The organism is Stenotrophomonas sp. YJH_SMC_29 (assembly GCF_059371235.1).
Genome location: NZ_JCAFUK010000009.1, coordinates 64,340 through 89,041, shown reverse-complemented (window position 1 = coordinate 89,041; position 24,702 = coordinate 64,340). Strand labels below are relative to the sequence as shown.

Sequence of the window (24,702 nt, the reverse complement as noted above, 5' to 3'; positions counted from 1 at the left end):
CCGTGCCATGACCGAGCACGCTCCTATGAAGCACGTTGCCATGTTCAGCAAAGTCCTGATCGCCAACCGCGGCGAAATCGCCTGCCGCGTCATCGCCACCTGCCGCCGCCTCGGCATCGCCACCGTGGCGGTGTACTCCGATGCCGACCGCAACGCACGCCATGTGCGCCTGGCCGACGAAGCCGTCCACATCGGCCCGGCCGCCGCACGCGAGAGCTACCTGCGTGGCGATGCCCTGCTTGACGCCGCGCGCGCTACCGGCGCACAGGCCATCCACCCCGGTTACGGCTTCCTGTCGGAGAACGCCGACTTCGCCGATGCCTGCGCCGCCGCCGGCATCACCTTCATCGGGCCACCGCCCAGCGCGATCCGTGCGATGGGTGACAAGAGCGCGGCCAAGGCGCTGATGGCCAAGGCCGGTGTGCCGCTGACGCCGGGTTACCACGGTGACCAGCAGGCGCCGGACTTCCTGCGCGCACAGGCCGATGGCATCGGTTACCCGGTGCTGATCAAGGCCAGCGCCGGTGGCGGTGGCAAGGGCATGCGCAAGGTCGAGCGCAGCGAGGACTTCGTCGATGCGCTGGCCAGCTGCCAGCGCGAGGCAGCCTCGGCGTTCGGCAACGACCACGTGCTGGTCGAGAAGTACGTCGAACGGCCGCGCCATATCGAGATCCAGGTGTTCGGCGACAGCCACGGTGAAGCGGTCTACCTGTTCGAGCGCGATTGCTCGGTGCAGCGCCGCCACCAGAAAGTCCTGGAAGAGGCTCCCGCCCCAGGCATGAGTGCCGAGCGCCGCGCCGCGATGGGCCAGGCCGCGGTCGATGCGGCGCGCGCGGTGGGCTACGTCGGTGCCGGCACGGTGGAGTTCATCGCCGGTCCGGACGGCGATTTCTACTTCATGGAAATGAACACCCGCCTGCAGGTCGAGCACCCGGTCACCGAGTACATCACCGGCACCGACCTGGTGGAGTGGCAGCTGCGCGTGGCTTCGGGCCAGCCGCTGCCGCTGCGCCAGGACCAGCTGGCCATCCGTGGCCACGCGATCGAAGCGCGGCTGTACGCCGAAGATGCCGATCGTGGCTTCCTGCCGTCCACCGGCACCCTGCGCCGCCTGCGCCTGCCGGCAGCGTCGGCCCACGTGCGCGTCGATACCGGCGTGGAGGAAGGCGACAGCATCACCCCGTACTACGATCCGATGATCGCCAAGCTGATCGTCTGGGACGTGGACCGCGACGCCGCGCTGCGCCGCATGAGTCAGGCACTGGCCGACTGCCAGGTGGTGGGCGTGACCACCAACGCTGGTTTCCTGCGCCGCCTGGTGAATACCGGTTCGTTCGCGCAGGCCAGGCTGGATACCGCGCTGATCGAACGCGAACAGGCGGCATTGAGTGCCGTCGGCGATGCGGGTGCGGACCTGTGGCTGCTGGCCGCCGTGGCCGCAGTGGCAAGCACGGCACCCGCCAGCACCGACGCGCGTGATCCGCATTCGCCGTGGCAGTCACAGGGTGGCTGGCGCCTGGGCGCGTGCGCGCCGCGCGTGCTGCCGCTGCAGCAGGGCGAGCGCCGGCACACGCTGAAGGTGTGGGCGCAGGCCGATGGCTGGCGCGTGCAGTGCGATGACGCAGCACCGGTGCGGGTGATCGGCACGGCCGATGTACGCGGGCTGGCGGTGCAGCTGGGCGGGCGCCGCTGGACACTGCAGCTGCTGCGTGACGGCGACCAGCTGTACCTGTTCGGTGCCGATGGCCAGCATCGCTTCACCCTGCACGATCCGGTCAGTGAATCGGACCATGCCGTGGCCGACGCCGGCAGCCTGCTGGCCCCGATGCCGGGCAAGATCGTGGCCACGCTGGTCGCTGCCGGTACCGAGGTCAAGCGCGGTACGCCGCTGGTGGTGCTGGAGGCAATGAAGATGGAGCACACCCTGCAGGCACCGGCCGATGGCACGGTGAAGGGGTACCGTGCCAAGGCCGGCGACCAGGTCGGCGACGGCGCGGTGCTGGTGGACTTCGAGGCGGCCTGATCGCCGGGGCGGCGGCCGCTCAGGGGCCGTCGCCCGCCACCACCCGCCCGGCCGGATCGAATTCGGCCGTATCCAGCGTGGCGCTGCGCCAGCCCAGGCCACAGATGGCCATCGCGCTCTGGCCGATGCCATCGAAGCCGAAGGCACGATCGACATCGGCATCGTTGATCGCCGCGGTCACGAACGCTGCCAGCCCGCGCTCGGTGGCGCACAGGTACAGCAACTGCGAAATGTGGCCCACGTCCAGCGTCACCGCACGGTGCGCCTTGGCATGGTTGCGGTACTTCCAGAAGCAGCGGTCATAGCGCGGCGCCAGCACCAGCAGCGCCGGCGCATCGGCGAACCACGCCTGCCCGGACAGCATCCGCCGTGCCATCGCAGGCAACGCCTGCGGCGGCGGCGACGGCAGCGGCAGCACGGCGTGCTGCACCGGATGATAGTGGTACAGGCCCGGTGCCAGTCCTTCCACGTTCTGCACCAGCAGGAAGCCCTCGGTGGGATGCAGGCCGCCACCGGAAGGCACGTTCTTCTTCAGGAACTCGGTATCACGCTCGACCTTCTGCACCGCGTGGGCCATCAGCGTGCGCTGCAGCACCTGGGCCAGCAGCGGTAGTGGCAGCGCGCGCTGCGGGTCGAAGTTGCGGCAGGTCGTGCGGCGCGCCAGCAGGGCGTCGAACGCCGCCTCTTCGCTGCGCGGCAGTGGCTGGTAGTCGCCCTGCATCGGCTGCACCACCGGCGGCGGCGGCCCGAGGCGCTGGCGCAGGCCGGCGGCGGTGTCCAGGCCCTGCCGGCGCATGTCGTCCACGCTGTCCACGGCCTGCCAGCGCGCGTGGCGATGGGCCAGCGCGGCCAACGGCCACCACTGGCTGCGCCGCAGCGCCTCGTCGCGCATCTGGTGCCCCACCTCGCTCGGTGGGTCGGTCAGCAGCAGGCCCTGTTCGACCAGGCGGGCCAGCATGGCCGGGGACGCATCGGCCGGCGGTTCGCTCCAGCGGTGCGCGCTGAGCTCGCCCAGCAGCTGGCGCTCCTCGGCATCGACCGGCAGCGGCTGGTCCAGATGGGCGGCCAGCGCCACCCAGCTGATCTGGCTGTCCATCTCGGCATGGCCGGCCAGCATCGCGCGCAGGTCCAGGGTGACCGCCTCGCGCGGCTCGAACATCAGGCTGGCGCAGCGGCGCAGGCGCATCGGTTTCCTTCCTTGTGCCGCACAGCCGGCATAGCAGCAACGACCGCAGCGCGGCCAACTTTAGCGATGTGCACCGCCCGGCCCTCAATGGCAGGCTGTCGCGGCCGATACGAGTAGCTCCACCTACGGACGTTCCCCATGAGCACCCATCCCCGCCTCTCCGCTGCGGACGCCAGCACCCTGCTGGACCATCTGATCGGCAATGACGACTTCCGCCGCCACTTCACTGCTGCGCCGGGCGAGGCGCTGGCCTCGATCGGCCTGGATGCGGCCGTCGGTGAAAGCGACTGCATGAAGATCGACACCCTGGCGCCGGCCGAGGAGCTGCGCCGGGTGCGCGATGCACTGCAGGCCCATCTGTCCGGTTCGGTGGCAGCCATGACGGTGGTGTTCTGCTTCGAAGCGGGCAGGGTCGGCGAACGCATCGACGGTTGAGCCGCCATCAGGGTGCGCCCGTCTCGGCCGGCGTCGCCCAGGTCGAGACGTCATGCACGTTCAGCGGTTGCCATACCTGCAGCGCGGTGACCTCGGCAATCGCCCGGCCACGGTGCTGGGCCAGCCAGGCCTGCTGCCGGCGCACGGCCGCGTCGTCGCCCTGCGCACGCAACGCGAGCAGCAGCACCACGTGGGCCTGCACCGGCTCGTTGCCGTCGAGCATCGGCTCGATCAGGGTGCGGGCGGCATCCGGTCGCTGCATCTGCAGCTGATCCTCCGCGCTGACGATACGCAGCCAGCGTTCCGCGACCGGACTGCGCAGGCTGTGCAGCAGCGGCCGCTGCTCGTCCAGCCAGCGCCTGGCCAGCTCGAACTGGCCCTGGCGCTGGGCCAGGTGCACCAGCGCCAGCCATTGCAGGCCACGCGCATGCAGCATGGGATCATCGCGGTCCTGCAGCATCGGCTGCAGCAGTGCGGCGGTCACCTGTAGTGCGGTCCGGTCCGCCGTGCCGCACAGCGCCGATACGCTGGCGTGCTGCAGTCGCTGCTGCACCTGGAAGTCGACCAGCGTCGGCGCCGGTGCGTCTTCGCGTACCGCCTGCTGCATGGCCGCGCAATCGCGCTGCGCGGCCGCCAGCAGCAGTTGCGCGCGCAGCTTCATGCGCTGCTGCAGGGCATCGGCGGCACGGATCTGCGGCAGCAGTTGCGCGGCCTTGGCGTACTGGCCCTGCGCGACCAGCACGTCCACACCTGTCTCATCGGCGTCATCACGACCGCGCAGGACCTGTGCCTGGGCCAGCGTCTCGGCCGCCAGCTGCGGCTGGTTGGCGGCGATCTGTATCCGCACCAGGTGGACCAGCGGATACAGGCGCAGCGGATCCTGCGGCACCGCGGCCGCACGCGCATAAGGTTCGGCCTCGCTGAACTGGTTGGCCTGCAACAGGTACCAGGACGTGTTGGACAGCCCGGCGAACGAATCCGGATAGACCTTGGCCAGCGTGCGCCAGTGCTCCAGTGGCCAGCCACCGGGCTCCAGCTCGGCCATCCAGGCCTTCAGGTACAGCCGCTCGCGTGGCGGCAGGCGATCCTGCAGGTCCAGCGCGTGCTGCATGGCTTCGCGCGCGCGCCGCCCTTCCTCGACGCGCGCATGCAGCTTGGCCACGCCCATGTAGGCCAGGGCAAAACCGGGATCGATGTCGATCGCGGCCTGGTAGAGGTTGCGTGCCTCCTCGAAGCGACGCTGGCCCAGCGCGCTTTCGGCCAGCGCGAACGCACGCAGCGCGCGCAGGTCCTGGGTCGAAGCGCGCGGCAGCGGCAGCGATTGCTCGAGGCTGGCCACCGACTCGCCCAGTCCGCGACGCAGGCGGCCGACCACGTCGTCCACCGCGAACACCATCTGGTCGGATCGATCGGCGGTGGCGGTGAATGTCTGGATCACCTGGCCACTGCCCGGCGCGGCAACATCGATGGCCAGCTCGTAGCCACCGATCTTCTGCCGCACGGTCGGCAGCAGCACCGCGCGCGCGCCCTCACGCACCGCCACATCGACCGCGGTATCGCGGTTGAGCCGGGTATCGCCCGAGAGCCGCGCCATCTCCAGGCTTTCGCGGATCTTGCCTTCCGACAGCACGTTCACGTAGCGCGACTGCTCCAGCGCGATCCGGATCGCGTGCCGCATCGAGTCATCGAAGATCGGATCGCCGGTGAGGTTGTCGACATCGCCAAGCACCACCCAGTCACGTTCGGCGAAGGCAATGGCCGGCTCCGACCGCAGCAGCAGCCAGCCGCCGAGCACGGCCGCGGCCAGGATCAGGCCTTCGGCGGCCATCACCAGCGGTTGCCGCCACAGCGGCAGGTCGCGGCGCGCCTTGGCGTTGGCGCGCGGCATGCGCAGCGGCGCCGAGCCGATCTCGCCCACTTCGATCACTTCCTGCACCACCGGCACGCCCTTGAAGCGCCAGCGCCCGTGCGACTTCCACAGCAGGCGCGCGCCACGCTCACCCAGTGCATCGGTGGCGCGGCGGGTGAGCGATTCGGCGACCGCCGACAGCAGGATCTGGCCGGGGCGGGCCAGCGTCATCAGGCGCGCGGCCATCGGCTTGGCCAGGCCTTCCACTTCCATCGACTTGGCACCGGCGCGAACCGCTTCGGCGCTGTTCTCCCAGGTCAGCACGTCGCCCACGTGCAGGCCGGCGCGCGCGCGCAGTTCAATCGTGCGCTGCTGGCCCAGCGCGTGCAGTTCGCGCTGGTAGTCCAGGGCGAAGCCCAGTGCGTCGACGGCGCGCTCGAACAGCATGAACAAACCATCGGAGCGATCGATCAGCTGGCCGTTCCAGCGCTGCTGCAGCACCAGTACCAGGCGGTCGTGTTCCTGGAACAGGCTTGCCGCCGCCACATCGCCGATCCGCTCGACCAGCTGCAGCGAATCACACAGATCGGTGAACAGCAGGGCGCGTAGCTGGGGGCTATGCGGGGCTGACGTTCCGTTGTCGCCATTCATCGCCTGCCTCTCCCTATTGGCCGTCCGGATCATCCGCCCAGCGCAGGCAGTTGCCGCCATCGCGCTTGGCCTGGTACAGCGCACGATCCGCGCAGGCATACCACTCGCTCCAGCCTGCCTCCGGCGCCAGCAGGCAGGCACCGATGCTGACCAGGCTCACATGCGGCGTGCCATGGCTGCGCTCGAGCAGGCCATGCACCGCACTGATGATGAACTCGGCCGCGTGCTGCACGATCTCGCGGTTGCCGCGGCGCAGGATCAGGCAGAACTCATCGCCGCCGAGCCGGCATGCCAGGTCCTGCTCGCCGGCCATCGAGCGCAGGATGTTGCCCATGCTCTGCAGCACGCGGTCGCCGGCCTGGTGGCCATGGCGGTCGTTGATCTGCTTGAAGCGGTCACAGTCGATCAGCAGCAGTGCCTGCGGTGGCCCGTCGGCATGCACGCGGCATTCCTGCAGGTACAGGGTGAGGCCGCGGCGGTTGTGCAGGCCGGTCAGCTCATCGGTTCGCACCAGCTCACGGGTGTGGGTCAGCTGGTGGGTGGTGATGTACAGGTTGTCCAGCGCGGTTTCCAGGTCGTGGTTGCGGCGGCGCAGCTGGCTGATCAGGGCCTGTTCGTTGGTCAGCACGCGCATGATCGTGCGACGCAGGAAGTACGCCACCAGCCCGGGATCGGATTCGACCAAGCGGTGGAAGTCGGCCGGCCCCAGCTCCAGCACATCGCAGTCGACCAGCGCACGCGCGCTGGCGCTGCGCAGGTGATCGCCGACCAGCAGGCCCAGTTCTCCGAAGAACTCGTGCCGCCCGAGCGTCTTGATCACCAGGTCCTCGCCGAAGTCCAGTTCGATCTGGCCGTCGAGGATCACATACATGCGCTCGCCGCGGTGGCCACGCTGGAACAGCCACTGTCCGGCATGAAGCTTGCATGGGCGGGCGAATCTGGCAAACAATGCCACCTCGGCATCGGACAACAGCGCGTGCACGATCTCGGCCATCGCCACGCGGGCGATACCTGTCGTCATATCACTGTTCTCGGCCGCACCCCTGCCGGTCATTCCCTGCACCCGCCGCCAGCGTCCCCTGGTGAGCCGCGGAGCATAGCACCGCTTTAAAGTGTGCGTCCTATCTCATTTTGAGCCTTCCGCCCCGCTTCCCGGATGTGAAGATCGGCGGTGGCCCGTTCTGGTCACCGGTGTCCGGGCAAAACCCTTGCCGGATCAATCCGATGCCGGGTTTCACAGGGTTTCGGCCAAGTTGCCGGGGCCGGGGTGCGCCTGATTGACGCTGCCCGCTGGCCGCCTGCTTGCATCGATACAACAACGCCGGCAGGTCCCCCGACCGGCCGGCGTTGTCTGGCCCTTCCCTGGCCACCCTGATCACCCGGTGCCCGGTAGTGCCGGCCGCTGGCCGGCAGCTGCATGGGCTTCGGAAACATCGATGGGTTGCCGGCCAGCGGCCGGCACTACCGGATCACGCGGCGCGTTCGCTGCGCCCGCCATGGAACTGCTCTTCCTCGGTGGAGCCTGTCAGCGCGGTGGTCGACGACTGGCCCTGCTGGATCGCCTGGGTCACCGCGTCGAAGTAGCCGGTACCGACCTCGCGCTGGTGCTTGACCGCAGTGAAGCCACGCTCGGCCGCTTCGAACTCGGCTTCCTGCAACTCGACGAACGCGCTCATCTGGCGGCGTGCGTAGCCGTGGGCCAGATTGAACATGCCGTAGTTCAACGCATGGAACCCGGCCAGGGTGATGAACTGGAACTTGTAGCCGTAGCTGCCCAGTTCGCGCTGGAACTTCGCAATGGTGGCGTCGTCCAGGTTCTTCTTCCAGTTGAAGCTGGGCGAGCAGTTGTAGGCCAGCAGCTTGCCCGGGAACTTCGCGTGGATCGCCTCGGCGAACCTGCGTGCGAACTCCAGGTCCGGCTTGCCGGTCTCGCACCACACCAGGTCGGCGTAGGGCGCATAGGCCAGGCCGCGGCTGATCGCCTGGTCCAGGCCGTTGCGGGTCTTGTAGAAGCCTTCGACGGTGCGCTCACCGGTGGTGAACGGCCTGTCGTTGCCGTCGATGTCGCTGGTCAGCAGATCCGCCGCTTCGGCATCGGTGCGCGCCACCAGCAGGGTCGGCACACCCAGCACATCGGCGGCCAGCCGCGCGGCATTGAGCTTCTCGATCGCCTCGCGGGTCGGCACCAGCACCTTGCCGCCCATGTGGCCGCACTTCTTCACCGAGGCCAGCTGGTCCTCGAAGTGCACGCCGGCAGCACCGGCCTCGATCATCGCCTTCATCAGTTCGAAGGCGTTGAGCACGCCGCCGAAGCCAGCCTCGGCATCGGCCACGATTGGCTGCAGGAAGTCGATCTCGTCCTTGCCTTCGGCGTGGTGCAGCTGGTCGGCGCGCAGCAGCGTGTTGTTGATGCGCTTGACCACCGCCGGCACCGAATCGGCCGGGTACAGCGACTGGTCCGGATACATCTGGCCAGCCAGGTTGGCGTCGGCCGCCACCTGCCAGCCGGACAGGTAGATCGCCTTCAGCCCGGCCTTGACCTGCTGCATGGCCTGGTTGCCGGTCAACGCACCCAGCGCGTTGACGAACTCGCGCTCGTGCAGCGACGCCCACAGCTTCTCCGCACCCAGGCGGGCCAGCGAGTGCTCGATGTGGACGGTGCCGCGCAGGCGCACCACGTCGGCGGCGCTGTAGTTGCGCTGGATGCCTTCCCAGCGCGGGTTGGTGTCCCAGTCGTGCTGGATCTGTTCGGCAGTGGGCAGCGTGCTCATGTCTTTCTCCAGTTCGGTTCGTGCGTACAGCGGGGAGGGAAACGGCGGGAGGGCGGGCAGTCGGTCAATCGATGCGCGCGTAGGCCGGCAGGGTCAGGAAATCGGTCAGTTCATCACTGCGGCTCAGTTCGCCGAGCAGGGCGATGGCCTCGCCGATGCGCGCGCCGCCGGGCAGCGCGGTGGTGTCGCCCAGCCGCGCCGGCAGCTGCGCCAGGGTGGCATCCAGCAGGGCCAGGTCGATCGCAGTGCCGTCATCCAGCTGCTGGCCCGGCGTGTGCAGCCATTGCCACAGCTGGCTGCGGCTGATCTCGGCGGTGGCCGCGTCCTCCATCAGGTGGTGGATCGGCACGCAGCCGTTGCCATCCAGCCAGGCGGCCAGGTAGCGCACGCAGACTTCCACGTTGCCATCGAAGCCGGCGCGGGTGATGGTGCCCGGCGGCCGCGCGATCAGTTCGTCGCGGCCGACGCGCACATCCTGGCGCAGCACGCCGTGCTGGTTCGGGCCGGGCATGTGCTCGTCGAAGATCGCCATCGCCACCGGGATCAGCGCCGGGTGCGCGACCCAGGTACCGTCATGGCCGGCGCTGACTTCGCGCAGCTTGTCGGCGCGCACGCGGGCCATCGCCTGTTCGTTGGCGGCGGCATCGTTGTTGATCGGAATCTGCGCGGCCATGCCGCCCATCGCATGCGCACCGCGGCGGTGGCAGGTCTGGATCAGCAGTTCCGAATACGCCTTCAGGAACGGCTGGGTCATGGTCACCTGGCCGCGTTCGGGCAGCACGCGGTCGGCGTGGCGGCGGAAGGTCTTCAGGTACGAGAAGATGTAGTCCCAGCGCCCGCAGTTCAGGCCGACGATGCGGTCACGCAGCGCGTGCAGGATCTCGTCCATCTCGAACACCGCCGGCAGCGTTTCGATCAGCACGGTCACCTTGATCTGGCCGTGCGGCAGGCCCAGCATGCCCTCGATGTGCGACAGCGCGGTCTCCCACAGCGCCGCCTCTTCCATGCTCTGCAGCTTGGGCAGGTAGAAGTACGGGCCACGGTCCTTCGCCTGCAGGGTGCGGGCGTTGTGGAAGGCGAACACCGCCGCGTCGAACAGGCCACCGGCGAGGAACTGGCCGTCGATGCGCACGTGCTTTTCGTCCAGGTGCCAGCCACGCGGGCGCACGATCAGCACCGCCTGTTCGTCGTACGGGCGCAGCGTGTAGTGCTTGCCATTGGGGGCGGTGTACTGCAGATCGCCGCGCACCGCCGCAGCCAGCGACTGCTGGCCGGCCAGCAGGTTGCGCCAGGTCGGCGAGGTCGAATCCTCGAAGTCGGCCATGAACACCTTGGCGCCGGAGTTCAGCGCGTTGATGACCATCTTCGGGTCGGTCGGCCCGGTGATCTCGACGCGGCGGTCCTGCAACGCGGCCGGCAGCGGCGCCACGCGCCAGTCGCCGCTGCGGATCGCGGCGGTGTCCTCGCGGAAGTCCGGCAGGCCGCCCTGGTCGAAGAACGCCTGGCGTTCACGGCGGGCCTGCAGCCGTGCCTGCCGGCCCGGTTCCACCGCACGGTGCAGCGACACCAGCAGGGCCAGCAGCGGCGCCGGCAGCAGGGTGTCCTGGCCGGCCACGCGGGTCGCCAGGGCGATACCGGGGGTGGCCTTCGCGGCGGGGGTGGGAACAGCGGAAGCGACGGCGGACATGGGGCGACTCCAGCGGTGGGGGAACGACTCCACGGTGCCGCCGGGCCTGAGTATTTGGCAAAACAGTTTTTGCAATGTTCTACATAAGTTGTGCTAATACTCGTGACACGATGAGCACACGCACCCCGCCAAGTCCGCGTTTTTCCTACAAATCGGATCGGCTGAAGCCGTTGCGCGCGTTCTGCCAGACCGTGCGCCTGGGTTCGGTCTCACGGGCGGCTGAGGCGCTGTTCGTCAGCCAGCCGGCCATCAGCCTGCAGTTGCAGGCCCTGGAACGGGAGCTGGGGGTGCCATTGTTCGAGCGCAGCGGGCGCCGCCTGGTGCCCAGCCGCGAGGGCCAGCTGCTGTTCGAAATGGCGCAGCCGCTGGTGGAGAACCTGGACGGGCTGGAGGCCCGCTTCCGCGACAAGGTGCGCGGCCTGGATGCGGGCGAGCTGAACATCGCCGCCAACAGTTCGACGATCCTGTACCTGCTGCCGAAGATCGTCGAGCGCTTCCGCCTGCACCACCCGGACGTGCGCCTGACCCTGCACAACGCGATCAGCGCCGATGGCACCGACCTGCTGCGCGAGGATGCCGCCGACCTGGCAATCGGTTCGATGACCGATGTACCGGCCGACCTGACCTACGCCCCGGCCTACCGCTTCGAGCAGGTCCTGATCGCACCGCACGACCATCCTCTGGCTGCCGGTGGCGAGCTGGAGCTGGCTGACATCGCGCGCTATCCGCTGGTGCTGCCGCCGAAGCGGCAGATCACCTACCGCCTGGTCGACCAGGTGTTCCAGCGCCACCGCATCGCCTACACGGTGGCGCTGGAGGTGGGCGGCTGGGAGGTGATCAAGCAGTACGTGGCGATGGGCATGGGGATTTCGATCGTGCCGGCGCTGTGCCTGCACGAGGCCGACCGCGAGCGGCTGGCGGCGCGATCAATGAAGCGCTGGTTCCCCGAGCGCAGCTACGGGGTGATCGTGCGCCGTGGCAAGGCACTGTCGGCGCAGGCGCGGGCGTTCATCGAGCTGATCCAGCCGGAGTTGTTCAGTCCGCGCGATTACGACCAGAGCGGGCATTCAGAGCGGTGAGGGGTGTTCGGCAGGGCTGCGCCCTGCACCCGCAGAGGCCGAAGCAACAGCAACGGCGACAGCGGGCTTTCCGTGGGATGGCGGGGTGGGTCCGGTTACGGGGGACGCCGTAAATCCGTCCATGGAGGCTCGGTCGCGCCATCCATGGCGCTCACGCCCCCGCAACCGGACCCACCCCGCCTTCGACAGTTTTCTGCGAACTGTGGGCGGGGTCGGATCCCGTTGCGGCGCAACGGGCTCTGACCCCGCCTCTGATTCATTTCCGGCTGACGATGAATAAACTGGACCCATGTCCATCGAACTCCGTCACCTGCGCTACTTCCTCGCTGTCGCCGATACGCTGCACTTCGGCCAGGCGGCGGAGCGGCTGGGCATGTCGCAGCCACCGCTCAGCCAGCAGATCCGCCAGCTGGAGGAACTGATCGGGGCGCGCCTGTTCGTGCGCAGCCATCGCCGCGTGCAGCTGACGCCTGCTGGGGAGCTGTTGCAGGAACGCGCGCGCGCGATCGTGCAGCAGGTGGAAACCGCAGTGGACGAGGTGCAGCGTGCGCAGCGCGGCGAGCAGGGTGAACTGCATATCGGCCTGACCCGCGCCACGCCGCTGTCGCCGCAGATTCCGCGTTCGATCCTGCGCTACCGCCAGCAGTACCCGCAGGTGCGGCTGCAGCTGAGCGAGATGAACACCCTGCAGCAGATCGATGCGCTGCTGGAGGGCCGCCTGGACGTAGGCATCATCCGCAAGCGCGCATTGCCGCCGGAGCTGGTGGCGCACAGCCTGTTCGTCGATCCGCTGGCGCTGATCGTGCATGCCGACCACCCTGCCCTGCGCAGGCTGTCGAAGCAGGGCACGGTGTCGTTGCGCGACTTCGCACAGGAGCCGTTCGTGGCATTTCGCCGCAGTGCGGGCGCGGGCATCCATGACCACATGATCGCGTTGTGCGCGGCCGCCGGGTTCACGCCGCGCATCGTGCAGGAAGCCGGCGAGGCGTCGACATTGATCAGTCTGGCCGCCGCCGGGCTGGGCGCGGCGATCCTGCCATCGTCCTGCGACCACATCCGGGTGGAAGGCGCACGCTTCGTCGCGCTGGCCGACGCCGGCGCGCATTCGGAGGTACAGCTGGCGTGGCATCGCGAGCGCGTCACGCCACTGATCCGCAACTTCGCCGGGCTGCTGCGCGGGGCGTTCGCCGGTAGAGTCGACTGTTAGTCGACTATCGGGCGCAGCGCGGGGGTTTTCGCGGTCTGATGGAAGAGCAGTCGACTAACAGTCGACTCTACCTCGGCAACCCCACATGGGCCGGCATGCCGGCCAGCGGCCGGCACGACCGTACGCGGTGGGTCACGCGGTGACCGGCTGCGGGGCGCGCTGCTGCAGCGCCCAGACGATGCCACCGCCGATCAGGGTCAGCGCGGCGGCGAACGCGCACACGCCCAGCCAGTCCCAGGCCGCGTAGGCCAGCCCCCCCACACCGCCCAGCACGCTGGAGCCCAGGTAGTAGGCGAACAGGTACAGCGCCGAGGCCTCGGCGCGCATCGTACCGGCGCGGCTGCCAACCCAGCTGCTGGCCACCGAGTGGCCGCCGAAGAAGCCGAAGGTCACCAGCGCGATGCCCAGCGCCATCGTGCTCAGCCACGGCATCGCCAGCAGCGCGATGCCGGCGCCGATCAGCGCGAACGAGATCGACAGGATGCGGCCGCGCCCGTACCGCGTGGCCTGCTGGCCCATCCACGCCGAACTGAAGGTGCCCACCAGGTACACGCTGAAGATCAGGCCGACCACGGTCTGGCTGAGGTGGTACGGCGGCGCCAGCAGGTGGTAGCCCAGGTAGTTGTAGAGGGTGACGAACACGCCCATCAGCACGAACGAGGTGGCGAACAGCCACGGCAGGCCCGGGTCGGCGAACAGCAGGCGCCAGCGCGACGGCAACTGGCGCAGGCCATCGCGGCGGGGATGGAAATGGCGCGACGGCGGCAGCTGCAGCCACAGCAGCACGGTGCTGGCCACGGCGATGATCGAGACCACCCCGATGCCCCAGCGCCAGCCCCAGTGATCGGCGATGATGCCGGCCAGCAGGCGCCCGCTCATGCCACCGATGGCGTTGCCGCCGATGTACAGGCCCATCGCCAGGCCCAGCGCGCGGCTGTCCATTTCCTCGACCAGGTAGGTCATCGCCACCGCCGGGACACCGCTCAGTGCCAGGCCGAGCAGGGTGCGCAGCACCAGCAGCGTGGTCCAGTCATCCACCAGCGCCGTGCTCAGCGACAGCATGGCCGAGGCCAGCAGCGCGACGATCATCAACGGGCGACGGCCGACCGCGTCGGACAGCAGGCCGGCCAACAGCATTGCCACGGCCAGCGTGCCGGTGGTCAGCGACAGCGACATCGCGCTGCCGGCGGCCGACACGCCGAAGTGGCGGCTGAACTCGGGCAGCAGCGGCTGCACGGTATACAGCAGGCCGAAGGTGGAAAAGCCGGCCAGGAACAGTGCCAGCGCGGTGCGGCGGAAGGCCGGCGTTCCCTGCTGGATGCGGGTTTCGGCGCTGGAGTCGACAGTGTGGGGGCGGCGTTCGACGGCCGCCGCGGTTTCGCCAGTCATGGGATCGATGGGCCGGTGGGGGGACGGCCGGGCATGGGAGGGAACGGGCCTCAGACTAGGCCCGTCGATCCAGTCGATCCATAACCTGATAGATCAGGATTGATATATAGGAAGTATCAATTCAGCTTAAAGGCGTTGCCACTCGAAACCGGCACCGCGGCGGTAGTACACCGCCACCGCGCGGCCATAGATCTTGTCGGCATCGACGAAACCGAAGAAGCGGCCGTCGAAGCTGTTGCCACGGTGGTCACCCAGCACCAGCACCTTGCCCGCCGGCACCACCAGGTCAGCGATGTCCGGACCGCCCCCCATGTCCAGATCGAGGCGGGCTCTGCGCTCGCCGAAGGCTTCCACGTCCTGCAGGTCGGCAATCTGCAGCGGCTGGCCGTTGATGCTCAGATGGCCCTCGCGCATCTGCACATGGTCACCGGCCACCGCCGCCACGCGCTTGATCAGCCGGGTGCCGTCGGCCGGTGAATCGAACACCGCCACTTCACCACGCTGCGGAACGCCGGTGGACATCAGTTCCTTGCCGGTGAACGGCAGGCGCAGGCCATAGGCACGCATGTCCACCACCACCCGGTCGCCGGGCTGCAGGGTGGGCTGCATCGAGCCACTGGGCACCACGTAGTGGTTGGCCAGGGTATCGCGGGCCGCGGCGAGCAGGCCGAGCATCACCAGCAGCGGCAATGCTTCCTTCTTCAGCCAGAGCAGCGCGCGTTCGGGAAGGGGAGGACGGGCAACAGCATCCATGACAGGCTCCGGGTGAGGGTAGCTGCATCAGACCACATCCGGGCGGGAGAGGTTCCCGCGCCGCCCTGCGAGCCTGGGCCCGGCGCTACGAAAGGGGTTACGCAGGTTTTACGCGCCGGCCCGGCTGCGGGCATCGCACCTTTACGGGCACCACGCGCATCGTGTGCCCACCGCGCCACAGGGCGCATTCCGCAAGGTGTTGTATGACCCTCCTGGTGATCCGCCACGCCTCTTCGTCGGCACCGCGTCCCCAACTGCCGGCACAGCTGGCCGGCCATCGCGTGCTGTGCAGCGACTGCGCCAGCCTGTCCGAAGTGCGCCAGTGCCTGTGCCAGCCGCAGGCGCGTTCGGCCGACTGGGTGCTGCTGGATGTCGGCGTGGCCGACGACGCGCAATGGCAGGCCGAGGGCGGCGCGTTGCAGGCGGCGCTGGAGCGGCTGCCGGCGCAGTACATCGAACTGCAGTCGCCCAGCGAGCCCGGCCTGGACGCGCGCCTGCGCCTGCAGCACGGTCCGGCCGCCGTGGTGGTCGACCAGCGCAGCCAGCAGGCCGGGTACCCGTTGTCGCTGGCCATCGTCGGCCGTCGCCTGGCAGAGGAGGGCTGAGCCATGTCGATCTTCATCATCCGCGGCCCGGAAGCGGCCGGCGCACTGATCCGTACCGCGATGCCACTGCCGGCGCCAGTACTGAAGTCGCTGGTGCATCGCGCGATCGACGCCGGAACCAGCGTGGCGATCCGCGCCTGCGGGTCGGAACAGGAACTGCTCGATGCGCTGCGCGTGGCCGATCACAGCCGCGGCGAAGTGACGCTGCTCGACCCGGGCGCGTGCGCCAACAGCCTGCGCCTGCAACGCCTGCTGCCCTACCTGCACAATGCCTACGTGGAGGTCCACGACGACGGCGCGGTGGCCGAGCCCTGCCTGCCGGCCGGTGTCGGCCAGCGCCTGGGCATCGCCGCCGGCTATGGCGCGCAGAGCTACGTGCTGGCGCTGGATATCGCGCTGGATCACCTGGGGTTGGCCGAACAGGCCAACCGGGTGCACGTGGGAACGTGATGGCCGGGCGGTGCCCGGTACCCGGTAGTGCCGGCCGCTGGCCGGCAACCTCGACGGCAACGGCTGGCATTCCGTGGGATGACGCGATCTGCAGTGGATGCACGCCCTGCGTGGATGAGCGGCACACTGCGGAATCTGTCGATGGCATCCACGCAACGAAAAACGGCGGGGTTTCCCCGCCGTTATTTCTTTCGTACTTCAGGTCACGCTTACTTCAGCCCGCGGAACTTCAGCAGCGGTTCCACCGACGGATCCTTGCCGCGGAAATCGCGGTACAGGGTCGACAGCTCCACGCTGTTGCCGCGCGAGAGGATCTTGTCGCGGAACTCCTGGCCGTTGGCCGCCGTCAGCCCACCGTGCTCGGTGAACCACTGGTAGGCGTCATGGTCGAGCACTTCGGCCCAGAAGTAGGCGTAGTAACCGGCCGAGTAACCACCACCCCAGATGTGGTCGAAGTAGGTGGTGCGGTAACGCGGCGGCACCTGCGGCAGGTCGACCTTGAACTTCTTCAGCGCGCTGGCTTCAAAGGCGCCGACATCCTGCAGCGGCGCATCGGCCTTCTGGGTGTGCCAGGCCAGGTCCAGCAGCGCGGCCGACAGGTACTCGGTGGTCGCATAGCCCTGGTTGAAGCTGCGCGCCTTGAGGATCTTGTCGACCAGTTCCTGCGGCATCGCCTCGCCGGTCTTGTAGTGCTTGGCGTAGTTGGCGAACACCTTCGGGTCCAGCGCCCAGTGCTCGTTGAACTGCGACGGGAACTCGACGAAGTCGCGCGAGGTGGCGGTGCCGGCGATCGACGGGTACTTCACGTTCGAGAACATGCCGTGCAGCGCATGGCCGAACTCATGGAACATGGTGGTGACGTCGTCGAAGCTGATCAGCGCAGGCTGGCCGGCGGCCGGCTTGGTGAAGTTGCAGACGTTGTAGACCACCGGCTTGGCACCGGTCAGGCCGTCCTGTTCGACGAACACGTCCATCCAGGCGCCGCCGGACTTGCTGTCACGCTTGAAGTAGTCGGTGTAGAACAGGGCCAGCGAGGTGCCGTCCTTGTCGAACACTTCGTACACCTTCATGTCCGGGTTGTAGGTCGGAATGTCGGTGCGCGGCTTGAAGGTGATGCCGTACAGCTGGGTGGCGGCGTAGAAGACGCCGTTCTGCAGCACGTTGTCCAGTTCGAAGTACGGCTTGATCTGCGACTCGTCCAGATCGTACTTGGCCTTGCGCACCTGCTCGGCGTAGTAGTCCCAGTCCGATGCGGAGACCTGGAATCCGCCCTTCTGCGCGTCGATGACCTTCTGGATCTCACCGGCTTCGGCGCGCGCCTTGGCGGTGGCGGCCGGCACGGTGTCGGTCAGCAGCTTGAGCGCGGCAGCCGGGGTCTTGGCCATCTGGTCGCCCAGCTGGTAGTCGGCGAAGGTGTCGAAGCCGAGCAGCTTGGCCTTCTGCGCACGCAGCTGGGCCAGGCGCTGCACGGTCTGCCGGGTGTCGTTGGCATCACCGCGCTCGGCGCGGGTCTCCGAGGCCTTCAGCACGGCGGCGCGCTGGTCGCGATCGCTCAGCGAGCCGAGCACCGGCTGCTGGGTGGTGTTCTGCAGCGGCAGCAGGAACTTGCCGTCCAGCTTGCGTTCCTTGGCGGCGGCCGCGGCGTTGTTGATCGCATCCTCGTCCAGGCCGGCCAGCTTGGCCTTGTCGTCGACGACGACGGCCGCAGCGGCGGTGGCGGCCACCAGGCGGGTATGGAACTGGGTGGAGAGGGTGGTCTCTTCCACGTTGAGCTTGCGCAGGGTCGCCTTGTCAGCGTCGGACAGCTGCGCACCGGCGCGTACCAGGCCATCGTAGTAGTGCTCGACCAGGCGCTTCTGCACCGGGTCCAGCTCCAGCGTGTCACGCTGGTCGTACAGCGACTTCACGCGCGCGAACAGCTTCGGGTCGAGGTTGATCTCGTCCTGGTGCGCGGCCAGCTTCGGCGCCACTTCTTCCTGGATCTTCTGGCGAGCATCGTTGGTGTCGGCCTGGACCAGGCCGAAGAAGATGCGCGACACGCGGGTCAGGGTCTCGCCGCTGCGCTCCATCGCCACGATGGTGTTGTCGAAGGTGGCCGGCTCGCTGCTGTCGGCGATCTTGCGCACGTCGGCCAGGTGCTGGCGCATGCCCTCTTCGAACGCCGGCAGGTAGTCGCTGTCCTTGATCTTGTCGAACGGCGGGGCCTGGAACGGCAGCGTGCTGGCACTCAGCAGCGGATTGGTGGAGGCTTCGGCCGGCTGCTGGGCCGGGGTCTTCTGGGCATCGGACACGGGGGTGGACTCCTTGCCGGAACAGGCCGCCAGCGCCAGGCTGATGGCGGCGGCCAGGACTACGGTACGCGACATGTAAAACGCTCCTTGGGCAGACGGTATGGATACCAGCCCTCCACCCTACTCCTGTCGCGCTCGCCCGGCATGTGCCGGACGTGGCGTCTGTGCGGCGGCCTGCAACCGGCTCAGACCGTGCCGCGGGTCTTGCCGATCCAGGGCCGGTAGAACTCCCGGATGGCAGCCATGTCGGCCACATCGTCGCCGCTCGGGGTGAACAGCGGACCGATGCCGATGGTCTTTTCCGGATAGTGGAAATACGCGGTCAGGATCGGTACGTCAGCCATCCGGGCGATCTTCAGGAAGCCGGCCTTCCAGTCCTTCACCGCCTTGCGGGTGCCCTCGGGGGTGATGGCGAACCACATCTTCTCGTTGTTGCGCAGCAGGTCCACGGCCTGGCCCACCGTGCCCTGCGGCGAGCTGCGATCAAGCGGGATCACGCCCAGCCGGTGCAGCAGCGGGCCCAGCGGCCACCAGAACAGCGACGCCTTGCCCAGCACCTTTACCTTCATGCCCAGCGCGATCTTCGCTGCCATGCCCCACAGCCCGTCCCAGTTGGACGAATGCGGGGCAATGATGAAGACCAGCCTGGGGATGTCAGGCAGGGTGCCGGTCACCTTCCAGCCCCCCAGGCGCAGGGTGCAGCGCGCCAGCCAGCGCAGGAAGGCGTTGGGTTTGACCTGCGGCATCTGCGGCGGCACGGCCGGCAGCAACGAAGTCGGGTTGTTCAAGCAATCACTCCCAGTCACGTGATGAGCGCCCGCGCTTGATCTGCGCGCGCCCGCGTTTGGCGTCCAGACGACGCAGTTTCGACCCGAGGGTCGGCTTGGTGGCCTTGCGCGGTTTGGGCACGCTCAGCCCGGCCTGGATGAAGGCCGCCAGCCGCTCGCGCGCATCCTCGCGATTGCGATCCTGGGTGCGGAAACGTTGCGCGTCGACGACCAGCACGCCTTCGCCGGTCATGCGCCGGTCACGCCGCGCCAGCAGCCGCGCGCGCAACGGTTCGGGCAACGAGGGCGAGTTGGCCACGTCGAAACGCAGTTCCACCGCAGTGGACACCTTGTTGACGTTCTGGCCGCCGGCGCCACTGGCGCGCACGAACCGCTCGACGATCTCGCCGTCGGGGATTTCAAGCTGCGCGCTGATGGTGACCGGTCCACTGCCCATCCGCGCATTGTAGCGGCAGGCACGTGGTGGAGTGCGCCATCGCGCCCCGTATGCCGCCGATCAGGCACCGAACACGCCGCCTTCGCCTGGGCTGCGGGTATGCTGGCGGTCCCATGTACCGCAGGAAGCCCCGCATGACCCGCTTCACACCCGCCCTGCCGTCCCTGCTGCGCCGCGCCGCCCTGCTGCTGGCGCTGGCCGTGGCCAGCGTTCCGGCCCTGGCCGCCCCGCCGACCGACGGCGACATCAACCGCCTGCTGTCGGCCTCGCGCGCGCAGAGCATGATCGACACCATGGTGCCGCAGATCGAAGCCATGCAGCAGCAGCAGTTCCAGCAGGTGGCCGCGCAGCGCCAGCTCACCGCCCAGCAGCAGGAACAGCTGAAGCGGATCCAGGCCCGGACCAGCCAGACCCTGCGCCAGGCGATGTCGTGGCAACAGCTGCGGCCGATGTACGTGGACCTGTACAAGAAGACCTTCAGCAAGGAAGACGTGCTGGCAATGGCCGAGTTCTACGAGAGCGCGGCCGGCCAGAGCCTGCTGGACAAGACCCCGGCGCTGATGCAGAACGTGATGGTGGCCATCCAGGCCCGCATGCAGCCCCTGTTTGCAGAGCTGCAGAAGGACCTGGAAGCGATCGTCAACGAACCGGAAAAGAAATGAGGTAGTGCCGGCCGCTGGCCGGCTCCCCAGTACATCTGGAATCACGCAGCCGCCGGCCAGCGGCCGGCACTACCGTCAAACGGTGTCCACCTGCCAGCCGAACAGGTCCAGCGCCTTCTGGAATTCACGGTCCAGCGGCGCACTGACATCCACGGCGCCGCCGTCGGGATGCGGGAAGCGCAGGCGCTCGGCGTGCAGCAGCATGCGATGCACGCCCTGCATGCGGAAGGTCCTGTTTGCAGAGCTGCAGAAGGACCTGGAAGCGATCGTCAACGAACCGGAAAAGAAATGAGGTAGTGCCGGCCGCTGGCCGGCTCCCCAATACATCTGGAACCACGCAGCTGCCGGCCAGCGGCCGGCACTACCGTCAAACGGTGTCCACCTGCCAGCCGAACAGGTCAAGCGCCTTCTGGAATTCACGGTCCAGCGGCGCACTGACGTCCACGGCGCCGCCATCGGGATGCGGGAAGCGCAGGCGCTCGGCGTGCAGCAGCATGCGATGCACGCCCTGCATGCGGAAGATCCTGTTTGCAGAGCTGCAGAAGGACCTGGAAGCGATCGTCAACGAACCGGAAAAGAAATGAGGTAGTGCCGGCCGCTGGCCGGCTCCCAGTACATCTGGCATCACGCAGCTGCCGGCCAGCGGCCGGCACTACCGTCAAACGGTGTCCACCTGCCAGCCGAACAGGTCCAGCGCCTTCTGGAATTCACGGTCCAGCGGCGCACTGACATCCACGGCGCCGCCATCGGGATGCGGGAAGCGCAGGCGCTCGGCGTGCAGCAGCATGCGATGCACACCCTGTATGCGGAAGATGCGGTTGTGGCGACCATCGCCGTGGCTGGTATCGCCAATCATGTGGTGCGACAGGTGCTTGAGATGCCGGCGGATCTGCCGGAAGCGCCCGGTCTGCGGCTGGCAGCGCAGCAGCGCGTAGCGCGAGCGGGTGAATTCACCCACCGGCACCGACAGCTCGCCGGTGGCCAGGCGCTGGAAATCGGTGATCGCCGGCTTCTTCACCGGCTTGCCCGGCCCACCATCCAGGTCATGGTCCACCCGCCACGACAGCTCGGCCGGCCAGCCCCGGCAGACCGTCAGGTAGTCCTTGGCCACTTCGCCACCCATCAGCGCCTTGCCCAGCGCACTGGCGGTCTCGCGGTCGAAGGCCAGCAGCAGGCAGCCGCTGGTGGCCCGGTCCAGGCGGTGCACGAGGAAGATCGGGCGGCCCAGCTGCTCGCGCAGGCGGTCGGCCAGGAAGTCGTCCTCGCCTCGGGCCAGCTTGCTGTCGTGGACCATCAGCCCGGCGGGCTTGTTGACCACAGCCAAGCGCTCGTCCAGGTGCAGCAGCTGCAGGGGCACGGTTTCAGTCTCGACCGCGGCGAGGGTGTCAGGTTCGGTACTCACCGCAGGATTATCGGGGCTGGGCACTGAATGGGGTAGAGCCGGCCGCTGGCCGGCTGCCTCCGGGCAGTTGGATTGCTGCGGTTGCCGGCCAGCGGCCGGCACTACCGGATCACGGGTGTGTGGCGCGGCGGTCAGCCGTTGCGCACGGCCAGCAGCTCGCCGTTGCCCACCGGCACCAGGCTGGTGCTGAACGCCGGATCAGTGTCCAGCAGCGCCCGCAACGGCTCCATCTCCACCGCGTGCGACGTGGCGTTGTCCACCACCAGCAGGCCCCCCGGCCGCAGCACACGGCGCAGCTGCGGCCACCAGCCGGCGTACTGCGCGCGGTCCGAATCGAGGAACAGCAGGTCGATGCTGCCTTCGGCGGCCTCGGCCAACCACTGCCCGGCATCGCCATGCACCAGCGTGATGTGCGCGGCCAACCCGCTGCGCGCGAACGTGGAGCGCGCCATCGCCGCCTTGTCCTCGGCAAATTCCAGCGTGGTCACGTGGCCTTCGATGGCGGCGGCGGCCTCGGCCAGCCACAGCGTGGAGTAGCCGTTGGAGGTACCGATTTCCAGCACCCGTCGCGCATTGCCGAAACGCACCAGCACCGACAGGAATTCGCCGGTGTCCGGCGTGATGTTGAGCATGCGGCGGCCGCGCTGGCTTTCACGCGCGTCGTTCTCGGCGCCGAAGCGCGCCAGCTCATCCTTCAGCGCCTGCAGCACCGGGTCTACTTCCACCACGCGCGCGCCAGCGCCAGCGCACCGACGGCACCGGATACCCAGCTCCACATCGGCACCTCACCCCAGTACCAGCCTGGCGGCTGCAGCACGTACATCAGCGCGGCGATGGCCAGCAGGCCAACGCCGGTGATTGCGCCGACCGCGCGCTTCTGCAGGCGCTGCACGCTGGCGTCGAGCGCGACCAGATCGCGCGAGCGCATCGCCAGCTCATGGCGGCCCTCCACCTGCTGGGTCAGCCAGGCATGCACCAGGCGCGGCATGTCCGGCGCGTGGGTCATGATCTCCGGCAGGCGCTTGCCGATCTCGCGCACCATCCGGCGCGGGCTGTAGCGCTCGCGCAGGATCTTCGCCAGCACCGGCTTGGCCACCGCCCAGATGTCGATCTGCGGGTCCAGCTGGCGGCCGACGCCTTCGATGTTCAGCAGGGTCTTCTGCAGCAGGATCAGCTGCGGCTGCAGGGTCAACTGGTAGCGCTGGGCCACGCGGAACAGCTTCATCAGCACTTCGGCCAGCGAGATCTGCGACAGCGGGCGGGTGAAGTACGGCTCGCACACCGAACGCACGGCCGCTTCCAGATCATCGATGCGCACGTTGTCCGGCATCCAGCGCGCCTGCACATGCAGCTCGGCGATGCGGCGGTAGTCGCGGTTGAAGATGGCCATGAAATTCTCGGCCAGGTAGTACTGATCTTCCTGCGACAGCTGCCCCATGATGCCGAAGTCCAGCGCGATGAAGCGCGGATTGGCGCGGCGTGCCGGATCGGTGTCGACCCAGATGTTGCCGGCATGCGCATCGGCATGGAAGAAATTGTCGCGGAACACCTGGGTGTAGAACACCCGCACGCCCTTGGCAGCCAGCGCCTTGCGGTCGATGCCGGCCTTGTCCAGCGCGACGATGTCATCGGACGGAATGCCCCACACCCGCTCCAGGGTGAGTGCACGCTCGGCGGTGTGGCTCCAGATCACTTCCGGGACGTACAGATCGTCGCTGTGTTCCCAGAAGCGGCGCAGCACGCTGGCGTTGGCGCCTTCGCGCTGCAGGTCCAGTTCGGCGGCCAGGGTGTTCTCGACCTCGGCCACCACTTCACGCGGACGGATCTTGTCGGCACGCGGATGGGTACGCTCGACCAGCGCGGCCAGCGAATTGAGCAGGGCGATGTCGGCGTCGATCTGCTTCTCGATGCCCGGGCGCAGCACCTTGACCACCACCTGGCGGCCATCGGCCAGCGTGGCCGCATGCACCTGCGCGATCGAGGCCGAGGCCAGCGGTTCGGTATCGAAGCTGGCGAACGCCTCGCTGACCGGCCGGCCGAGGGCATCCTCGACGATGCGGCGTGCGGTTTCGCCATCGAACGGTTTGACCCGGTCCTGCAGCAGGGTCAGTTCGTTGGCCACGTCCGGCGGCACCAGGTCGCGGCGGGTGGACAGGATCTGGCCGAACTTGACGAAGATCGGGCCGAGATCCTGCAGCGCCAGGCGCAGGCGCGCACCGCGCGACTGCACGGCGATGTCGGCCGAGGCACGCGGTACGAATGGCTTGGCCAGGCGCAGCCAGCGCTCGGCCGGCGTGCCCTGCAGCAGGTCGTCGAGGCGGTAACGCAGGATCACCCGACCGATGCGGCTGGCCCGCAGCACGGCCTTCATGCGGCACCCCGCAGGCGCTGCACGCGCGCGCCGAGGCGCTCGACGTCATCGCGCAGCACGTCCACGTCATCGTGGAAGGCATCCAGCTCGGCGCGCGGCACTACATCGCGCGACTCCTCGGTGATGAATTCGGCGGCGCTGTGGGCCAGGTCGATTGCCCCCTGGCGCGCATGCTGCAGGGCACTGCGCAGGGTGTTGGCAACCTGCACCCCCAGTACCTCGCCGAACACGCTGACGAACGGCTGCTGCCAGTCCGGATCGAAGCCCTTGGCCAGCTGCTGCAGGCGGCGCGCCAGTTCGGCGTCACCGGCCACGCGCACGCGGCCCTTGCTGTTGGATTCGCCGCGCCGGGCGTTGGCCAGCAGCGGCAGCTGCGCCAGCACGCCGGCCAGGCTGCTGCGCACGGCCAGGTCGGCTTCCTGCGCATCCACTGGTCCGACCCGCAGCTGGTCGCCATCAACGCTGATGCGCATCGCCAGCGACGGCGCTTCCAGGGTCAGGTCGATGTGCCGGCCTTCGAGGCTGGCCAGGGCATGGCGGGTATCCGGATCCAGCGCCAGCGCGCGGTTCAGGGCGATCTGCAGGGCGCGGCCAGCGACCGGCTTGAGGGACTTGAGCAGGGAAGGAGCCATGCGCGCATTCTACCTGCGTGGGTGGGGAGCTTGGG

22 protein-coding genes and 1 pseudogene are annotated in these 24,702 nt (G+C 68.5%); 7 read left to right on the top strand and 16 right to left on the bottom strand.

What is annotated here, in order from left to right:
- Nucleotides 1-7 precede the first annotated feature (7 nt).
- A complete protein-coding gene (locus tag AC5P9I_RS11690) occupies nucleotides 8-2,023 on the top strand; it encodes an acetyl-CoA carboxylase biotin carboxylase subunit (RefSeq protein WP_414608175.1) in 2,016 nt (671 codons plus the stop codon).
- A gap of 19 nt (nucleotides 2,024-2,042) precedes the next feature.
- Here the strand turns inward: AC5P9I_RS11690 and AC5P9I_RS11685 are convergent, their stop codons facing one another.
- Nucleotides 2,043-3,209 (bottom strand): putative peptide maturation dehydrogenase, encoded by a 1,167-nt coding sequence (locus AC5P9I_RS11685; protein WP_053461862.1) that lies wholly within the window; start codon nucleotides 3,207-3,209, stop codon nucleotides 2,043-2,045.
- Between the two features lie 138 nt (nucleotides 3,210-3,347).
- On the opposite strand from AC5P9I_RS11685, the gene AC5P9I_RS11680 reads away from it, so the two are divergent.
- Nucleotides 3,348-3,644, top strand: coding sequence for an NHLP-related RiPP peptide (locus AC5P9I_RS11680; RefSeq protein WP_130768367.1), 297 nt, complete (start codon nucleotides 3,348-3,350; stop codon nucleotides 3,642-3,644).
- Nucleotides 3,645-3,651: 7 nt separating this feature from the next.
- Here AC5P9I_RS11680 and AC5P9I_RS11675 read toward each other — a convergent pair whose 3' ends face one another.
- From AC5P9I_RS11675 to aceB, 4 genes are all read right to left on the bottom strand, one after another.
- Complete coding sequence (locus AC5P9I_RS11675) at nucleotides 3,652-6,144, bottom strand: putative peptide modification system cyclase (protein ID WP_164082518.1); 2,493 nt, start codon at nucleotides 6,142-6,144, stop codon at nucleotides 3,652-3,654.
- A gap of 13 nt (nucleotides 6,145-6,157) precedes the next feature.
- The gene (locus AC5P9I_RS11670; protein ID WP_049467980.1) at nucleotides 6,158-7,198 is read right to left on the bottom strand and encodes a GGDEF domain-containing protein; all 1,041 of its coding nucleotides are present in this window, start codon (nucleotides 7,196-7,198) and stop codon (nucleotides 6,158-6,160) included.
- Nucleotides 7,199-7,613: 415 nt separating this feature from the next.
- Nucleotides 7,614-8,915, bottom strand: a complete 1,302-nt coding sequence (gene aceA, locus AC5P9I_RS11665) for an isocitrate lyase (RefSeq protein ID WP_049467982.1) — start codon at nucleotides 8,913-8,915, stop codon at nucleotides 7,614-7,616.
- Between the two features lie 64 nt (nucleotides 8,916-8,979).
- Nucleotides 8,980-10,602 carry a malate synthase A gene (gene aceB, locus AC5P9I_RS11660; protein WP_049467984.1) on the bottom strand — a complete coding sequence of 541 codons (1,623 nt, stop codon included), beginning with the start codon at nucleotides 10,600-10,602 and terminating at the stop codon, nucleotides 8,980-8,982.
- Nucleotides 10,603-10,712: 110 nt separating this feature from the next.
- On the opposite strand from aceB, the gene AC5P9I_RS11655 reads away from it, so the two are divergent.
- Nucleotides 10,713-11,681, top strand: a complete 969-nt coding sequence (locus AC5P9I_RS11655; protein ID WP_049467986.1) for a LysR family transcriptional regulator — start codon at nucleotides 10,713-10,715, stop codon at nucleotides 11,679-11,681.
- Between the two features lie 289 nt (nucleotides 11,682-11,970).
- Nucleotides 11,971-12,888, top strand: a complete 918-nt coding sequence (locus tag AC5P9I_RS11650; RefSeq protein ID WP_049466732.1) for a LysR family transcriptional regulator — start codon at nucleotides 11,971-11,973, stop codon at nucleotides 12,886-12,888.
- Between the two features lie 132 nt (nucleotides 12,889-13,020).
- On the opposite strand, the gene AC5P9I_RS11645 is transcribed toward AC5P9I_RS11650, so the two are convergent.
- Both AC5P9I_RS11645 and lepB read right to left on the bottom strand, forming a co-directional pair.
- Nucleotides 13,021-14,277: an MFS transporter gene (locus AC5P9I_RS11645; RefSeq protein ID WP_049466730.1), complete on the bottom strand. Its 1,257-nt coding sequence runs from the start codon at nucleotides 14,275-14,277 to the stop codon at nucleotides 13,021-13,023.
- A gap of 126 nt (nucleotides 14,278-14,403) precedes the next feature.
- On the bottom strand, nucleotides 14,404-15,030 hold the full coding sequence (gene lepB / locus AC5P9I_RS11640) for a signal peptidase I (RefSeq protein ID WP_049466727.1): 627 nt from the start codon (nucleotides 15,028-15,030) through the stop codon (nucleotides 14,404-14,406).
- 203 nt (nucleotides 15,031-15,233) lie between these two features.
- Between lepB and AC5P9I_RS11635 the strand changes: the two genes are divergently transcribed.
- Both AC5P9I_RS11635 and AC5P9I_RS11630 read left to right on the top strand, forming a co-directional pair.
- A complete protein-coding gene (locus AC5P9I_RS11635) occupies nucleotides 15,234-15,635 on the top strand; it encodes a hypothetical protein (protein WP_049466725.1) in 402 nt (133 codons plus the stop codon).
- Nucleotides 15,636-15,638: 3 nt separating this feature from the next.
- Nucleotides 15,639-16,085 (top strand): 3-dehydroquinate dehydratase, encoded by a 447-nt coding sequence (locus AC5P9I_RS11630; protein WP_004153636.1) that lies wholly within the window; start codon nucleotides 15,639-15,641, stop codon nucleotides 16,083-16,085.
- A gap of 209 nt (nucleotides 16,086-16,294) precedes the next feature.
- On the opposite strand, the gene dcp is transcribed toward AC5P9I_RS11630, so the two are convergent.
- The 3 genes from dcp to arfB all read right to left on the bottom strand — a co-directional run bounded on the left by dcp (nucleotide 16,295) and on the right by arfB (nucleotide 19,600).
- On the bottom strand, nucleotides 16,295-18,451 hold the full coding sequence (gene dcp, locus AC5P9I_RS11625; RefSeq protein WP_049466723.1) for a peptidyl-dipeptidase Dcp: 2,157 nt from the start codon (nucleotides 18,449-18,451) through the stop codon (nucleotides 16,295-16,297).
- Nucleotides 18,452-18,561: 110 nt separating this feature from the next.
- Nucleotides 18,562-19,164, bottom strand: coding sequence for a lysophospholipid acyltransferase family protein (locus AC5P9I_RS11620; RefSeq protein ID WP_049466721.1), 603 nt, complete (start codon nucleotides 19,162-19,164; stop codon nucleotides 18,562-18,564).
- 4 nt (nucleotides 19,165-19,168) lie between these two features.
- Complete coding sequence (gene arfB / locus AC5P9I_RS11615) at nucleotides 19,169-19,600, bottom strand: alternative ribosome rescue aminoacyl-tRNA hydrolase ArfB (RefSeq protein WP_049466719.1); 432 nt, start codon at nucleotides 19,598-19,600, stop codon at nucleotides 19,169-19,171.
- A 113-nt stretch (nucleotides 19,601-19,713) separates the two neighbouring features.
- Between arfB and AC5P9I_RS11610 the strand changes: the two genes are divergently transcribed.
- On the top strand, nucleotides 19,714-20,262 hold the full coding sequence (locus tag AC5P9I_RS11610; protein ID WP_370596897.1) for a DUF2059 domain-containing protein: 549 nt from the start codon (nucleotides 19,714-19,716) through the stop codon (nucleotides 20,260-20,262).
- 75 nt (nucleotides 20,263-20,337) lie between these two features.
- Here the strand turns inward: AC5P9I_RS11610 and AC5P9I_RS11605 are convergent, their stop codons facing one another.
- The 6 genes and pseudogenes from AC5P9I_RS11605 to AC5P9I_RS11580 all read right to left on the bottom strand — a co-directional run bounded on the left by AC5P9I_RS11605 (nucleotide 20,338) and on the right by AC5P9I_RS11580 (nucleotide 24,667).
- On the bottom strand, nucleotides 20,338-20,484 hold the full coding sequence (locus AC5P9I_RS11605; RefSeq protein WP_407617923.1) for a hypothetical protein: 147 nt from the start codon (nucleotides 20,482-20,484) through the stop codon (nucleotides 20,338-20,340).
- A 145-nt stretch (nucleotides 20,485-20,629) separates the two neighbouring features.
- Nucleotides 20,630-20,791: pseudogene (locus tag AC5P9I_RS11600) on the bottom strand (pseudouridine synthase); the annotation flags it as partial.
- Nucleotides 20,792-20,920: 129 nt separating this feature from the next.
- Nucleotides 20,921-21,688 (bottom strand): pseudouridine synthase, encoded by a 768-nt coding sequence (locus tag AC5P9I_RS11595; protein WP_407617924.1) that lies wholly within the window; start codon nucleotides 21,686-21,688, stop codon nucleotides 20,921-20,923.
- A gap of 107 nt (nucleotides 21,689-21,795) precedes the next feature.
- A complete protein-coding gene (locus AC5P9I_RS11590) occupies nucleotides 21,796-22,374 on the bottom strand; it encodes an O-methyltransferase (RefSeq protein WP_049470031.1) in 579 nt (192 codons plus the stop codon).
- Nucleotides 22,375-22,379: 5 nt separating this feature from the next.
- A complete protein-coding gene (gene ubiB / locus AC5P9I_RS11585; RefSeq protein WP_049470035.1) occupies nucleotides 22,380-24,035 on the bottom strand; it encodes a ubiquinone biosynthesis regulatory protein kinase UbiB in 1,656 nt (551 codons plus the stop codon).
- Nucleotides 24,032-24,667: a ubiquinone biosynthesis accessory factor UbiJ gene (locus tag AC5P9I_RS11580; RefSeq protein WP_049470039.1), complete on the bottom strand. Its 636-nt coding sequence runs from the start codon at nucleotides 24,665-24,667 to the stop codon at nucleotides 24,032-24,034. Before AC5P9I_RS11580 ends, ubiB begins: the two co-directional genes overlap by 4 nt.
- Nucleotides 24,668-24,702: the final 35 nt, after the last annotated feature.

Coding starts and splice junctions, on each gene's coding strand:
- AC5P9I_RS11690 (WP_414608175.1), top strand. CDS start 8: ATGACCGAGCACGCTCCTATGAAGCACGTTGCCATGTTCAGCAAAGTC.
- AC5P9I_RS11685 (WP_053461862.1), bottom strand. CDS start 3,209: ATGCGCCTGCGCCGCTGCGCCAGCCTGATGTTCGAGCCGCGCGAGGCG.
- AC5P9I_RS11680 (WP_130768367.1), top strand. CDS start 3,348: ATGAGCACCCATCCCCGCCTCTCCGCTGCGGACGCCAGCACCCTGCTG.
- AC5P9I_RS11675 (WP_164082518.1), bottom strand. CDS start 6,144: ATGAATGGCGACAACGGAACGTCAGCCCCGCATAGCCCCCAGCTACGC.
- AC5P9I_RS11670 (WP_049467980.1), bottom strand. CDS start 7,198: ATGACCGGCAGGGGTGCGGCCGAGAACAGTGATATGACGACAGGTATC.
- aceA (WP_049467982.1), bottom strand. CDS start 8,915: ATGAGCACGCTGCCCACTGCCGAACAGATCCAGCACGACTGGGACACC.
- aceB (WP_049467984.1), bottom strand. CDS start 10,602: ATGTCCGCCGTCGCTTCCGCTGTTCCCACCCCCGCCGCGAAGGCCACC.
- AC5P9I_RS11655 (WP_049467986.1), top strand. CDS start 10,713: ATGAGCACACGCACCCCGCCAAGTCCGCGTTTTTCCTACAAATCGGAT.
- AC5P9I_RS11650 (WP_049466732.1), top strand. CDS start 11,971: ATGTCCATCGAACTCCGTCACCTGCGCTACTTCCTCGCTGTCGCCGAT.
- AC5P9I_RS11645 (WP_049466730.1), bottom strand. CDS start 14,277: ATGACTGGCGAAACCGCGGCGGCCGTCGAACGCCGCCCCCACACTGTC.
- lepB (WP_049466727.1), bottom strand. CDS start 15,030: ATGGATGCTGTTGCCCGTCCTCCCCTTCCCGAACGCGCGCTGCTCTGG.
- AC5P9I_RS11635 (WP_049466725.1), top strand. CDS start 15,234: ATGACCCTCCTGGTGATCCGCCACGCCTCTTCGTCGGCACCGCGTCCC.
- AC5P9I_RS11630 (WP_004153636.1), top strand. CDS start 15,639: ATGTCGATCTTCATCATCCGCGGCCCGGAAGCGGCCGGCGCACTGATC.
- dcp (WP_049466723.1), bottom strand. CDS start 18,451: ATGTCGCGTACCGTAGTCCTGGCCGCCGCCATCAGCCTGGCGCTGGCG.
- arfB (WP_049466719.1), bottom strand. CDS start 19,600: ATGGGCAGTGGACCGGTCACCATCAGCGCGCAGCTTGAAATCCCCGAC.
- AC5P9I_RS11610 (WP_370596897.1), top strand. CDS start 19,714: ATGTACCGCAGGAAGCCCCGCATGACCCGCTTCACACCCGCCCTGCCG.
- AC5P9I_RS11605 (WP_407617923.1), bottom strand. CDS start 20,484: ATGCAGGGCGTGCATCGCATGCTGCTGCACGCCGAGCGCCTGCGCTTC.
- ubiB (WP_049470035.1), bottom strand. CDS start 24,035: ATGAAGGCCGTGCTGCGGGCCAGCCGCATCGGTCGGGTGATCCTGCGT.
- AC5P9I_RS11580 (WP_049470039.1), bottom strand. CDS start 24,667: ATGGCTCCTTCCCTGCTCAAGTCCCTCAAGCCGGTCGCTGGCCGCGCC.